The organism is Pseudonocardia wallangbongensis (assembly GCF_054486945.1).
Map to the genome: position 1 here is coordinate 75610 of NZ_JBRERS010000015.1, position 12726 is coordinate 88335.

Below are 12726 nucleotides of genomic sequence, written 5' to 3' on the forward strand. Positions count from 1 at the left end.
GGCGGCGGACCAGTGGTTTCCACGGGTGCGGTCGCCGCCCCGCCGGACGATCATGTGGTTCATGTCGACGGCACCGGACACTCCGATCCGAGATCCTGATCGACACGGTCGAGGAGCGGCTCAACGGCGCAGCTCACGGCGCGAGCTGATGCCCAGCTTGCTGAAGATCCGGCTCACGTGCCACTCGACGGTGCGCGGGCTGATGAACAGCCGGCCTGCGATCTCGGCGTTGGAGAGGCCCTCGCGGACGAGACGCACGACCTGGGCCTCCTGCGGGGTCAGCTCGGTGCTGGTCTCGGCGGGCCGTTTGCGCGCGGTCTCACCGGTGGCCGCCAGCTCACCCGCGGCCCGGCGGGACCACGCCTGCATCCCCATGGCCCCGAACATCTCGTGGGCCGTGCGCAGTTCGTCCCGCGCGTCGAGCCGCCGCCGCTCGCGGCGCAGCCACTCGCCGTGGACGAGGTGAGCGCGGGCGAGCTCGCCGCGCAGGCGGGTGCGGCCGAGCCGGTCGATCGCCTCCCGGTAGGCGTCCTCGGCGGCACGACCGTCGAGCAGCTGCGCCCTGGTGCGGGCCTCGATCCCGAGGCCCCAGTCGGTGCCGGTCGCGCGGGTGGTCTCGCTGAGCCGCGCGAGGGCGTCGGCGGCGTCGGCGAGCTGCCCGGAGCGGGCCGCGGCCTCGACGTGCTCGACCAGCGCGCCCCAGGGCTCCACCCCCATCACCGGTGGGTGCTCGCCGGCCTTCCGGGCCGCCGCCAGCGCGTCCTCGTAGCGGCCAAGGCTGTTGGCGAGCATCGCCTCGGCCCACCCCGCGAGGACCAGGCCGAACCCCTCACCGCGACGGAGTGCCTCCCCGGTGGCGGTCTCGATCAGCGCCGTCGCCTCGGGTCTGCGGCCCCGCCAGGCGGCGAGCACCAGTGCCCCGTACGGCGGCACGGGGTTCCCGGTCGCCTCCGTGGCCGCGTCCAGCTGGTCGAGCACCGCCTCGGCCCGGTCGAGCTCGCCGACCAGGGTGTGCGCGCCGATGCGCACCGTCAGGGCGAGGGGGAGCGTGTCGAGCGCGCCCGCCTCCCGGGCGAGCCGTACGTGCTGGGCGGTCTCCAGCGTCTCCTCGTCCCACAGGTTCCCGGCGGTGATGCGGGCGAGCCACAGCCTGCGCAGGGCGCCCGGTGAGAGGTGCGGGTCGCGGAATGCCTGCATGGCGCGCCGCAGCGGCGGAACGGCGGCGGCGTACCCGTCGGTGAACCGCATCGCCAGCCCGTCGAGCAGCAGATCCGCCGCGCCCGGCTCGTCCGGCGGCGCGGGCGCCAGCCGGGCGGCCTCGGCGATCTCCCGCACGCCGGTGGTGGCCAGCGAACCGGCGAACATCGCCGCCAGCAGGGCGTCCAGGTAGGTCTCGCGGGCGAGCCGGGCGTCGAGCGGTTCGAGCTGCCTCGCCGCCTCGAGCAGCAGTGGCGGGGCCGTCCGGCCGCGGTTAGTGCTCAGGGCGATCTGGGCGCGCAACAGGTCCGCACGGGCACGCTGGAGCTTGTCCAGCGGTCCGACCTCGACGAGCGGTAGTATGCCCAGCGCGGCGTCCGAGGCGCCCGCATGGTGGGTGGCCTCGGCCGCGACGATCATGCGCTCCGCGCGGCGTACCGGCTCGGGTGTGAGGTGTGCCGCGCGCTCCAGGAGTGCGGCGGCGGCGGCCATCCCACCCCGTGCCTGGGCCCGGCCTGCCGAACGCTCGAGGTCTGCGGCGATCGCCTCGTCCGGGCCACATGCCGCCTGTGCCGCGTGCCAGGCCCGTCGATCCGGGTCGATCTCGGGATCGGTGGCGCGCGCCAGCGCCCGGTGCGCGGTCCGCCGGTCCTCCCCGGAGGCGGCCCGGCAGATCGCCGAACGCACGAGCGGGTGCCGGAACCGGATCCTGGTGCCGATCTGGAGCAGGTCGGCGGCTGCGGCCGGCGCGGCCGCGGCGACACCGATCCCGAGCTGCTCCGCAGCCCGCCACACCAGTGCCGGATCGCCCATCGGCTCCGCTGCCGCGATGAGCAGCAGGTGCCGGGTGTCCGCATCGAGCGGCGCCAGCCGCCTCCGGAAGCTTTCCTCGATCTGCTGCGGAAGGGGGGCGCCGGCCACCGGTCCGAACCCCGCCGCCAGCGCCGCCGGCGTCAGCCCCCGCGGCAGTTCGAGCAACGCGAGCGGGTTGCCCGCGGTCTCCGCGATGATCCGGTCGCGGACCCGCTCGTCGATCGGGCCGCCGAGCTTCGACTCCAGCAGGGCCCGCGCGTCCTCGTCCGCCAGTCCCCCGACCTCCAGCTCGGGCAGGCCCGCCAGCTCCACGGGCTCGCCGGGCACGGGAGCCCCGAAGACGATCGCCACCGACTCCGCGACCAAGCGCCGCGCGGCGAACGCGAGCACCTGAGCGGAGACGCGATCGAGCCACTGGGCGTCGTCGATCAGACAGACGAGCGGTCGCTCCCGGGCCGCGTCCGCCAGCAGGCTCAACACCCCGAGGCCCACCAGGAAGCGATCGGGCGCCGCCCCGCCGCTGAGCCCGAAGACGGTCCGCAGCGCGTCGCGTTGCGGGACGGGCAACGCTTCGACGCGGTCCATCAGCGGTGCGCAGACCTGGTGCAGGCCGGCGAAGGCCAGCTCCATCTCCGACTGGACACCGGCAGCGCGCAACACCCGGCAGTCAGACGCACGCTCGGCCATGTGCCCCAGCAACGCGGTCTTGCCCACGCCGGGTTCCCCGAGGACCACCAGCGCGCCGCTTCGACCCACCCGGATGGTCTCGAGCAGCTGCTCGAGACGCTCACACTCGCTACGCCGACCGAGCAACACCTTCTGTCAGCCCTGCTGGTATGCCAGGTCGGCGGCGGTCAGGCCCTCCAGCGCCATGCCGAACGGCACGCCCTCGATGAGCCGGCGCAGCATCCGCTGGTTGAGCGTCTGCTTCTGGAGCGAGCGGTAGAGCGCCGGCTTCGCGGCGAGGGAACGGGCGATCTCGAGACCGCGGTCGAGGACCCGCTCGTGGGCGACGACCTCGCTGACGACACCCCACTGCTGGGCCGTCACGGCGTCGATGGTCTCCCCGGTCCACAGCAGCCACTTCGCCCGCGCCGTGCCGACGATCTCCTCCCAGACCACCTGCAGGCCGTCACCGGCCGTGATCCCGAAGGTGGGATGCGGGAAGTCGCCGTAGGTCGCGCGCTCCGAGGCGATGTGGATGTCGGCGAGCAGCAGGTACTCCGAGTGGACCGTTGCGGGGCCGTTGGCCACACCGATCACCGGCATCGGCAGGGTCAGCAGGCGCTGCAGGACCGCGGTCCCCTCGGTGCGGATCTTCTCCCAGCGCGCGGGCTTGAAGATCTCACCGAGGCTCTCGCCGTCGATCGAGTCCATGAACGAGTCACCGGTGCCCGTGAGCACCAGCGCCTTGTTGTCCTGGTCGAGCGCGATCTCCTCGAGGGCCCGCGGCAGGTCCTGATGGGTCTGCCCGGTGAAGGTGATCGGCCCCCCATCGGTGTGGAAGCGCACGACCAGGACGCCGTCGGCCGTGCGATCCATGGCCAGGTTGGCGAAGCGGGTGAAGTAGTCGGGGCCGCTCATCTCGTTCTCCAAATCCTACCGACCGGTCTGTAGGATGGACGGTAGCGATCGCTCCCCAGCCACGGCAACAGATGTCGCGCAGAGCACACGACCGGGCGCGGCGCGATCACCCGGGAACCGGCTGCGCGATACTGGATCCGGAGGTGGGACGTGACCGAACCGGGGACGCAGGCCCTCACCCCGGGGCGTCAGCACACCGGGAGCGTGCGCGACCGCCTGCTCGCCGCGGCCGACGAGTTGTTCTACGCCGAAGGCATCACAGCGGTCGGGGTCGAGCGCATCCGGCGAGCGGCCGACGTGGCGAAGTCGTCGATCTACGAGCACTTCGGCAGCAAGGACGGCCTGGTCGCGGCCTACCTGGCCGGGCGCAGCGCGGGCTGGCGCGAACGGCTGGGCGCGGCGCTCGCCGCGGCAGATCCCGTACCCGCGGCACAGCTCGACGTCGTGTTCGACGAGCTCGGAGCGTGGTTCACCGAGCCGGACTTCCGGGGCTGCCCGTTCATCAACGCGTCGGCAGAGCTGCCCGACCCGTCCCATCCGGCGGCGGTGGTCGCGGCCGAGCACCGGGCATGGGTCCTCGGGCTGCTGACCGACATCGCCGTTCGGGCCGGAGCCCGCAACCCGACCCGCCTGGGCCGGCAGCTCGCCCTCCTCTACGACGCCTCGATGGTGGCGGCGCACAACGGGGGCAGCGACGCGGCGGCCGACGCGAAGGCCGCGGCCGCCACGTTGCTGCGAGCGGCCGCAGCGAGCTGAGGTCGCGCAGCCGGCCGGGCGCAGCGAGCTCCGGCTGGAGCGGGCCATGCCGTCAGGTGCCGCTGAAGGCCATCGGCTGGTCCAGCACGATCTCGTGATGGCGGATCAGCCAGCGACCGCCGGTGCGGACCATGCGAGGGCGGTAGTAGCCCGACTCGATCGGTGTGATCACGCCTTGCGCACCGCGCGCGCCCTCGGGCCACCCGCCCTCTCGGCGCTCGTCCCCCACCGTGTCGAAAACGACGAAGTGGGCGTCGAGGGCAGCGGTGTCACCGTCGACCTCGACGGCTATAGATCGTGATCATGTTGCTGGTCGGCTGCGGTAGTGGCTGGTTCGGACGCCGTGTCGGTGTCGGGTCGTCGGCCCGGCTGCGCGGCAGCTCATCCGGGCGGACCTGATCGGCCCGCGCCCGCGCCGGTGCGGGGCAGATGCCCCTCGATGCGCGGGCATGATCCGCAGTTTCGGTTGCCCATCGCTGTCGCCACGACCATCGACGCCCGATACTTCGGATCTTGGCGGGGAAGATCGCGAGTATCGGGAAGCGGTCACCGTCGCCGTCCGGCGGGACGAGTTGCACCACCGTGATCGCGGGGTCCTCGAACCGCGCCGCGGCCGCGACGGGCAACATCAGTCGAAGGTCGAACCCCCCGTCTGTCCGGGCCGCAAGGCTCGCAGGCGGCGCACCTCGAGCCGGTGACCGTTGGCATCGGCGACGTGCAGCCGTCCCTCGACGACGACGCGTCGGCACAGGTTCTGAATGACGCGCTTCTTCATCCTGTCGGCGAACTCGAGCGCAATCAGGCCGGGAGATTCGTCGCACCGGAGCACGGGCGTGAAGTGCCCGTCACGAACGTCGACCGCCTCGATGAGTCCCACTGCGACGACGACAGCATCCAGCGTGACATCGGGATCGGCCTGGAGGCAAGAAGGTTCGACCGGAGCACGTACGGAGAGTCCGGGGCCGGAACGCATCACGAACGCCGCCGCTTGCTCGCGATGACGAGCACGAACGGACAGATGGCCATCGCGGCACCTCCTCCCACGGCGGAGAGCGCGGTGTCTCCGGCGACGAGACCGACCACCGCGAGCGCTACGCAGGCGGCCGGTGCTCCGACGGATGCGGCCTCCCAGCCGGTCCACCGCCGGCCTCTGGCCAGCGAGGAGAGCGTGCGGGCGAGCTCGGGATCGCTCCTCCGCAGCGATTCCGAGATCCTGCCCAACTGCACGAGTTCGCGGAGATCCAGGGTCATCGCAACATCCCAGGCTCATGGCGGACCGCGCACGGGACACGCTGCGCGGTGCTGCGTCGACAGTTCTGCGTGGCCAGCACCAAGGTCGCGCGGTCGGCGCCGGATGGCACCAGTGGCGGCCACGTGCCGACCACGGGTGCTCGTCAGCGGCGCACCGGCCGCGCTCTGGCGCCCATGGCGGACCCCTCAGACGGTGACCAGGCGCAGGACGAGCGCCGCCACACCGACGAGCAGCAGGACGGCAGGGGACTGGATGCTCCGGTCGCCGACGCGGAGGTCAGCCCTTGCGCAGGTCCGGCGCGGGCGCGCCGAGCAACGCGAGGCGCGCCGCGCTCCACGCCGTCCGCACGGCGGTGTGCACCGCGGCGGACGTCGGCCCGAGCAGCCGGGCGGACGCCCCGCAGCCGTTCGGGAGCTCGCTGACCCCGGCGCGCACGTCGGGGCAACCCGCCAGCGCCGTGCGCAGCAGCCCGACCGCGGTGGGCGGGTCGATCAGCGCGGTGACGACGAACAGGGTGGCGACCACGTCGTGCGGGCCGAGCAGGCCGATCGAGCGGGGGTCGTCGCCCGCGGCGGGGTGGATGCGCAGCACGTCGGCGGCGAGGAGCCGCCCGTCGGGGCGGCGGATCTCGGTCTCGGCCCGGAACAGGTCGTAGGCGAAGGCCTCGCCGTGCGCGACGCGCCCGGGGAGCAGCGTCTCGCCGAGGATCACCGTCGACTCCGGGTGGGCGGTGACGCAGGTCCGCTGGAAGAACCGCGACCCGCGGAAGGGCACGACCGGGTCGGGGAGGTACTCCAGCACCGCGCCCGCACCGGCACGCAGGTTGACCAGCTGCGTCGCGTAGTTGCGGTGGGCCCGGTAGACCTTGGTGGCGGCCTGGGTCGTGACGTGCACGGCCGCGCCCGGTGCGCAGTCGACGTCGATGCGGTAGCGGTCGCCCTGCACGAGGCCGTCCCCCGACTGCTGCAGGAAGACGAACGCCATGTCGGGGCGGGCGGGGTCGAGGTGGACCGGCCGGAAGACGTGCAGCGGGGCCCGCTGGTACTGGCGCAGCATCCGCGTCGCACCACCCGACGGGGCCAGGGCGAGGTCGAGCACGCCGACCTTCCCCGCCGCGCCCACGCCCGGGCCGCCTCGCACCGGGCCGTCGAACGCGGACAGCTCCGCGGGCAGGCCCGCCGGCGTGTACCACGCCGGGTCGTGCCGGGACGGCGCGGCGGTCATGCGGCGTCGCCGGGCGGCGCCGCGGGCCTGCCCCGGACCACCTGGCCGATCCGGGCCGCCACCTCGGCGAGCCCCTCGCCGGTGAAGCAGTTCGTGAGGGCGAACGGCCGCCCCTCGCGAACGGCGCGGGCGTCCCGGTCCATCACGCCCAGGTCGGCCCGCACGTGCGGGGCCAGGTCGATCTTGTTGATGAGCAGCAGGTCGGAGTGGGTGACGCCGGGGCCGCGCTTGCGGGGGATCTTGTCGCCCTCCGCGACGTCGATCACGAAGACGAAGTAGTCGGCGAGCGCCCGGCTGAACGTGAGCGTCAGGTTGTCGCCGCCCGACTCGACCAGCACGACGTCCGCGTCGGGGAAACGCCGCGTGAGCTCGGCGACCGCGTCGATGTTCATGGTCGGGTCGTCGCGCACCGCGGTGTGCGGGCAGGAGCCCGTCTCCACCCCCACGACGCGCTCCGGATCCAGCACGCCGGCGAGCGTCGCCCTGACGTGCGTGGCGTCCTCCATCGTGAAGATGTCGTTGGTGACGACCAGCGGCCGGTGGCCCGCCGCGAGCAGCAGCGGGACCAGCGCCTCGATGAGCGCGGTCTTGCCGGAGCCGACGGGTCCGCCGATCCCGATGCGCGGGATGCCCGGCGCTCGCACGCCGCCGGACGGCGGGTGGTGGTGGTCGTGCTCGTGGTGGTCCGACACGTGGTCCTCCTCAACTCGCGAACAGCCGGAGCTCGGCCTGCTCGTGCCGCATCGACATCAGGTCCAGAAGGGGTGTGCACCCGCCGATTCCGGTGACGTCGCGGTCGACCGCCGCCGCGGCGGCCTCCGCGATCACGGGCCGCACGCGGTGCAGAACACCCTGCGCGGTGCGGTGATCGGTCAGGGCGAGCCGCACGGCCGCGGCGACCCAGCCGGCGCAGACGGCGTACAGCTCGCCGGCGACCGCCTCCAGGCGCGGCACCCCCAGCGCGGCGCTGAGCACGCCGAGGACGACCGCGTGGTTGCCCGGACAGCGGCCCGCCGCGACGCGGTCGGCGTAGTCCGCCATCGCCGTCACCCCGAGCGCGGTGGTGGCCGTGCCCAGCAGTGCACGGCCGGTGCGCGCCGACGCCTGCCGGGCCTCCCGGGCGAGCTTCACGGCGGTCAGCCGTTCGTCGACGCGCGCGACCAGGTCGAGGTCGATCCGGCCGTCGGCGCCGACGGCCCGGTGGGCGCAGGCCAGCGCCACCCCGTCCGACGGCGCGACGCCGAGGCGTACGCCGTCCGACAGGAGCTCGACGAGGTCCGCAGGCATCCCGCTCTGCGCGATGGCCTCCAGGCCGTAGGACAGGGTGTAGCGGCCACTCGGGAACGCGGAGTCGGCGAGCTGGAGCGCGGCCAGGTGCCCGGCGAGCACGGCACCCATCAGACGATGTAGTAGAGCTGGGACATCGGGACCTCGTCGACCGCCGGGACGGTGGCGGGCCTGCCGTCGACGCTGACCTGGTAGGTCTCCGGGTCCACGCCGATCTCCGGAGTGGCGCTGTTGCGGACCATCTGGGCCTTGCCGACGGTCCGGCACCCCCGGACCGGTTCGACCCACCGGTCGAGACCGAGGCGGTCCGGCACCCCGGCGTCGATCGCGGCCTGCGACAGGAACGTCGCCGACGTGCGGCCGGCCGCCGCGCCCTGCGCACCGAACATCGAGCGCAGGAGCACCGGCTCGGGCGTCGGGATCGAGGCGTTGGGGTCACCCATCAGCGCGTAGGCGACGAACCCGCCCTTGACGACGTACTTCGGCTTTACGCCGAAGGTGTTCGTCGGCCACAGCACGATGTCGGCGATCTTGCCGGGCTCCAGCGAGCCCACCAGGTGGCCGACGCCGTGGGCGAGCGCGGGGTTGATCGTGAGCTTCGCGAGGTAGCGCAGGATGCGGCCGTTGTCGTGCCCGGCCGGGTCGCCGTCGAGGCTGCCGGTCAGCTTCTTCATCTTGTCCGCGGTGCGCCAGCACGACGTCACGGTGTCGCCGATGCGCCCCATCGCCTGGGAGTCCGAGGAGCACATGCTCAGCACCCCCATGTCGTGCAGGACGTCCTCGGCCGCCTCCGTCTCGGCCCGGATGCGCGACTGCGCGAACGCGACGTCTTCCGGGTTCCCCGGGTTGAGGTGGTGGGTGATGACCGTCATCCAGAACAGGTTGTCGGTCGTGTCCGTCGTGTAGGGCCGGGTGGGGTTCGTCGAGGACGGCAGCACGTTCGGCAGCGACGCGATCGCCATGATGTCCGGGGCGTGGCCGCCGCCCGCGCCCTCGGTGTGGTACGTGTGGATGGCGCGGCCGTCGATCGCCGCGATCGTCCCGGCGAGGTAGCCGCCCTCGTTCAGCGTGTCCGAGTGCAGGGCCACCTGCACGTCGAACTCGTCGGCCACGGTGAGCGCACAGTCGATGGCGGCGTTCGTGGCGCCCCAGTCCTCGTGGACCTTCAGCCCGCAGGCCCCGGCCCGCACCTGCTCGACGAGGCTCTCCGGGCGGCTGCTGTTCCCCTTGCCGAGGAACCCGACGTTCACCGGGAGGACGGCACTGGCCTCGAGCATCCGCGCCATGTTCCACGGCCCCGGGGTGCAGGTCGTGCCCTTGGAACCGTCAGCGGGCCCGGTGCCGCCACCGATCAGCGTGGTGATGCCCGCAGCCAGGGCGTGCGGGACCTGGTCCGGCGTCAGGAAGTGCACGTGGGTGTCGACCGCGCCCGCCGTCGCGACCAGCCCCTCGCCGGAGATCACCTCCGTGCCCGGGCCGACGACCATGCCGGGATCCACCCCGTCCTGGAGGTAGGGGTTGCCGGCCTGGCCGATGCCGGCGATCCGGCCCTCCTTGATCCCGATGTCGGCCTTGAGGATGCCGAGCACGGGATCCATGACGACGACCGAGGTGATCACCAGGTCGAGCGCCCCGTCGGCGTTGCGCAGGCCGGGGACCTGCCCCATCCCGTCGCGCAGCGTCTTGCCGCCTCCGTAGACGGCCTCCTCGCCGGGAGTCACCAGGCTGCGCTCGACCTCGGCGACCAGGGCCGTGTCGGCGAGCCGGAACCGGTCCCCCGCCGTCGGGCCGTAGAGGGCGGCGTACTGCTGCCGCGGAACCCCGCTCATGACCGTTTCCCCCGTACCGACCCGTCGACCAGGTTGTTGAACCCGATCACCCGCCCGCTCCCGCCGAACTCGACGAGGCCGACCTCCCGCTCGTCACCTGGCTCGAAACGGATCGACTGGCCCGACGGGACGTCGAGCCGCATGCCGAGCGTCGCGGGCCTCTCGAAGTCCAGTGCCGGGTTGACCTCGAAGAAGTGGAAGTGCGAACCGACCTGGATCGGCCGGTCGCCGGTGTTGCGGACCGTCAGTCGCAGCGTGCGCCGGCCCGCGTTGATCTCGATCGGATCGGCGGAGAGCAACCACTCACCTGGGATCACGGTGCGTCCTCCTACGGGATGGGGTTGCTGACCGACACCAGCTGGGTGCCGGTGCGGAAGGTGGCCTCGACCTGGACCAGGTTCACCATCTCGGGGACCCCGTCCATGACGTCGTCGCGCGTCAGGACCTGCGTGCCGAGCTCGATGACGTCGGCGACCGACTTCCCGTCGCGCGCCGCCTCCAGCAGCGCCTCGGTGATCAGGGCGATCGACTCCGGGAAGTTCAGCCGGACCCCGCGCTCCCGGCGCCTCCTGGCGAGGTCGGCGACCTGGTAGACGACGAGCTTGTCGATCTCGCGAGGCGTGAGCATCAACGAGGAGATCCAGGTCTCCACACGCGGTGCCCCGGCCATCAGAACCCGGCCAGGCCCTGCGGGCTGTTGTACGGGAGGTCCGCGCTGGTGACCTGCTCGAGCGCCCCGTCCGGCTGGACGGCGTAGCCGACGAGCTTCGCGGCGTTGCCGTAGATCTGGTACAGGTACGCGCCGTCCGGGGAGAGCCAGTTGTCGCTCGGCCCGCTGCTGACGCTGCCGTTGAGCGCCCGGAACGTGCCGTCGCCCGGCACCCGGGGGCACGCGGGGTCCTTCGCGACCGACAGCACGTTGCCGTCGAGCTGGAAGCTGCTGATGTTGCTGTAGCCGAAGTTCGTGGCGAACACGAAGCGGTCGTCCGGGGAGACCGCCAGCCAGCACAGCTCCGACGGCTTCCCGGCGCTGGTGTCGATCTGCACCAGCGGGCCGAAACCGACGATGCCGTCGGCGTCGATGCTGCCCAGGACGACGCCGTCGCCGACGGCCGCCCCGATGACGAAGGTGTCCGGCCGGTCGTGCAGGAAGGCCGGGTAGAACGGGGACCCCGCGCCCGCGTCGTGGAAGGCGGCCGCGCCGAGCGTCCCGTGCGGGTTCACCGGGAAAACCACCAGACCGTCGGGGTCGGGCGCGTTCGACGCGATCGACCGCGGTGAACCGTCCGGTCCCTCGACCCACAGGATCGGGGAGCCGTCGGGGTTCGCCGTGGGCGGCTGGTCGAACGTCGTGCCGACCAGGAGGAACTTCTGGTCCGGGGAGAGCACGGCCATCGTGGACACCCGGTTGGGCTTGTCCATCGTGTTGACCGTGTAGCCCTCGGGCCGCGCGGTCAGCATTCCCTCGTCGTCGACCGACATCAGCCGCACGTGGTCGGGGCCGAAGGAGTGCAGCACGAAGAGCGTGCCGCTGGCGGGCGAGTACGCGAGCGACTTCGCGGTGCCGCTGCGCCCGGTGACGACGTTGCCGGTCCGCTTGACGTCGAGGAGCGTGAGCTTGCCGTCGTCGCCGACGCCGAAGCTCGAGACCGAGTTGTCGCCGCCGTTCGTGGTGAACAGGAACCGGCGGTCGGTGGAGAGGATCACGCTGCCCGCGCCCTCGAAGGCGTTCGGGGCGCTCTCCTGCCCGCTGATCGGCTTGAAGACCCCGGAGCCCGCGCCACCGGTGGGAACGCGTTCGGCCTCGACGAGCGTGCCGCTCGGCGAACGCCGGTAGTGGATCACGGCGTTCTTGGTCTCGTTCGTCTGCGTGTAGAGATGCCCGCCGCGCATCGCGTCGCCGTCCGACATGTGAACCTCGCTCGTCTCGTCCGCGTGCGGAGGTGGTCCGCGGGTTCCACCCTCGCCGCGGCCGCCGCCATCTCGGACCGGTGGAAGCCACCTGCGCTTCCACGGGTCCGGCTCGCGAACACGGGCCCGTACCACCGGGGAGCGGGCCCGAGTCGGACGATGACGAGGCGGTTCAGCCGCTCAGCGCACCACCGGGTTCCCCATCGGGAGCCCCGCGGTGCCACCGAGGTCCTGGTTGATCCCGTCGACCAGGATGTATCCGAAGATCGCGCAGAAGGCGAACGTCGTGATGCCCGCGATCGGGAAGAGTCCGGCGTTGCCGGTGCTCACGCCGAGGTACGCCAGCGCGAACGTGACGACCACGAACACGAAGCCCGCGGTGAACGCCAGCGGCAGCCGCAGCGTCGCCAGCGTCATGAGGACGAACGCGATGAGGAACGACAGCAGGTAGGTCGACTGGACCGAGGTCAGGTTGTCCGTCGTGATGCCCCACCAGCCGCTGGTCGCGCCGATCAGCAGGAACCCGAAGCTCAGCCAGAACGCCGCGAACAAGGCGAAGATCGCGGCGACGCAGTTGGCGGCCAGCGTGGCCGCCCACACCGCCGCGATGAGCTGGAAGAGGCCCGCGGACAGCGCGACGGCCGGGATCATGCCGCCGGCCAGCGTCGCGGTGTCGAGGTAGCCGACGAACCACAGGCCCAGCGTGATCCCGGAAGGCAGCAGGGTCATCAGGCCGAGGAGGGCCGGGTTGCCCACGGGTGCGGCAGCAGGGGCCTCGACAGGGGTGGTGGTGCGCTCGAGTTCGATCTCCGCGCTCATGCGATCACTCCTCCTTGAGACGATCGGACCAGCGACTCCGCCGGATGCCAGAAG

14 protein-coding genes are annotated in these 12726 nt (G+C 72.5%); 1 reads left to right on the forward strand and 13 read right to left on the reverse strand.

Annotation, left to right across the window (positions count from 1 at the left end):
- Nucleotides 1-120: 120 nt before the first annotated feature.
- Together ACU436_RS36320 and ACU436_RS36325 are read right to left on the reverse strand one after the other, a co-directional pair.
- Nucleotides 121-2826, reverse strand: coding sequence for a helix-turn-helix transcriptional regulator (locus tag ACU436_RS36320; protein ID WP_459031624.1), 2706 nt, complete (start codon nt 2824-2826; stop codon nt 121-123).
- Between the two features lie 6 nt (nt 2827-2832).
- Nucleotides 2833-3594, reverse strand: a complete 762-nt coding sequence (locus ACU436_RS36325; protein ID WP_459031625.1) for an enoyl-CoA hydratase/isomerase family protein — start codon at nt 3592-3594, stop codon at nt 2833-2835.
- A gap of 150 nt (nt 3595-3744) precedes the next feature.
- Between ACU436_RS36325 and ACU436_RS36330 the strand changes: the two genes are divergently transcribed.
- A complete protein-coding gene (locus ACU436_RS36330) occupies nt 3745-4350 on the forward strand; it encodes a TetR/AcrR family transcriptional regulator (RefSeq protein WP_459031626.1) in 606 nt (201 codons plus the stop codon).
- 52 nt (nt 4351-4402) lie between these two features.
- Here ACU436_RS36330 and ACU436_RS36335 read toward each other — a convergent pair whose 3' ends face one another.
- The 11 genes from ACU436_RS36335 to ACU436_RS36385 form a co-directional block, all read right to left on the reverse strand.
- Nucleotides 4403-4642: a nuclear transport factor 2 family protein gene (locus ACU436_RS36335; protein WP_459031737.1), complete on the reverse strand. Its 240-nt coding sequence runs from the start codon at nt 4640-4642 to the stop codon at nt 4403-4405.
- 336 nt (nt 4643-4978) lie between these two features.
- On the reverse strand, nt 4979-5227 hold the full coding sequence (locus ACU436_RS36340; RefSeq protein ID WP_459031627.1) for a hypothetical protein: 249 nt from the start codon (nt 5225-5227) through the stop codon (nt 4979-4981).
- Nucleotides 5228-5322: 95 nt separating this feature from the next.
- Entirely contained in the window at nt 5323-5601 is a 279-nt protein-coding gene (locus ACU436_RS36345) for a DUF3040 domain-containing protein (protein WP_459031628.1), read from the reverse strand.
- Nucleotides 5602-5878: 277 nt separating this feature from the next.
- Nucleotides 5879-6826, reverse strand: coding sequence for an urease accessory protein UreD (locus ACU436_RS36350; RefSeq protein ID WP_459031629.1), 948 nt, complete (start codon nt 6824-6826; stop codon nt 5879-5881).
- The gene (gene ureG, locus ACU436_RS36355; protein WP_459031630.1) at nt 6823-7518 is read right to left on the reverse strand and encodes an urease accessory protein UreG; all 696 of its coding nucleotides are present in this window, start codon (nt 7516-7518) and stop codon (nt 6823-6825) included. Before ureG ends, ACU436_RS36350 begins: the two co-directional genes overlap by 4 nt.
- A gap of 10 nt (nt 7519-7528) precedes the next feature.
- Nucleotides 7529-8224, reverse strand: a complete 696-nt coding sequence (locus ACU436_RS36360; protein ID WP_459031631.1) for an urease accessory protein UreF — start codon at nt 8222-8224, stop codon at nt 7529-7531.
- The gene (gene ureC, locus ACU436_RS36365; protein WP_459031632.1) at nt 8224-9942 is read right to left on the reverse strand and encodes an urease subunit alpha; all 1719 of its coding nucleotides are present in this window, start codon (nt 9940-9942) and stop codon (nt 8224-8226) included. Before ureC ends, ACU436_RS36360 begins: the two co-directional genes overlap by 1 nt.
- Complete coding sequence (locus ACU436_RS36370) at nt 9939-10259, reverse strand: urease subunit beta (protein ID WP_459031633.1); 321 nt, start codon at nt 10257-10259, stop codon at nt 9939-9941. The genes ureC and ACU436_RS36370 overlap by 4 nt, the downstream gene beginning before the upstream one ends.
- Nucleotides 10260-10270: 11 nt before the next feature.
- Complete coding sequence (locus ACU436_RS36375) at nt 10271-10573, reverse strand: urease subunit gamma (RefSeq protein ID WP_459031634.1); 303 nt, start codon at nt 10571-10573, stop codon at nt 10271-10273.
- A gap of 38 nt (nt 10574-10611) precedes the next feature.
- A complete protein-coding gene (locus tag ACU436_RS36380) occupies nt 10612-11853 on the reverse strand; it encodes a lactonase family protein (protein WP_459031635.1) in 1242 nt (413 codons plus the stop codon).
- A gap of 180 nt (nt 11854-12033) precedes the next feature.
- Nucleotides 12034-12672 (reverse strand): GPR1/FUN34/YaaH family transporter, encoded by a 639-nt coding sequence (locus ACU436_RS36385; RefSeq protein ID WP_459031636.1) that lies wholly within the window; start codon nt 12670-12672, stop codon nt 12034-12036.
- Between the last annotated feature and the right edge of the window lie 54 nt (nt 12673-12726).

What these genes read in the sequence shown, in the direction of transcription:
- ACU436_RS36325 (WP_459031625.1), bottom strand. Translation starts at nt 3,594, where the DNA reads ATGAGCGGCCCCGACTACTTCACCCGCTTCGCCAACCTGGCCATGGAT.
- ACU436_RS36345 (WP_459031628.1), bottom strand. Translation starts at nt 5,601, where the DNA reads ATGACCCTGGATCTCCGCGAACTCGTGCAGTTGGGCAGGATCTCGGAA.
- ACU436_RS36350 (WP_459031629.1), bottom strand. Translation starts at nt 6,826, where the DNA reads ATGACCGCCGCGCCGTCCCGGCACGACCCGGCGTGGTACACGCCGGCG.
- ACU436_RS36360 (WP_459031631.1), bottom strand. Translation starts at nt 8,224, where the DNA reads ATGGGTGCCGTGCTCGCCGGGCACCTGGCCGCGCTCCAGCTCGCCGAC.
- ureC (WP_459031632.1), bottom strand. Translation starts at nt 9,942, where the DNA reads ATGAGCGGGGTTCCGCGGCAGCAGTACGCCGCCCTCTACGGCCCGACG.
- ACU436_RS36380 (WP_459031635.1), bottom strand. Translation starts at nt 11,853, where the DNA reads ATGTCGGACGGCGACGCGATGCGCGGCGGGCATCTCTACACGCAGACG.
- ACU436_RS36385 (WP_459031636.1), bottom strand. Translation starts at nt 12,672, where the DNA reads ATGAGCGCGGAGATCGAACTCGAGCGCACCACCACCCCTGTCGAGGCC.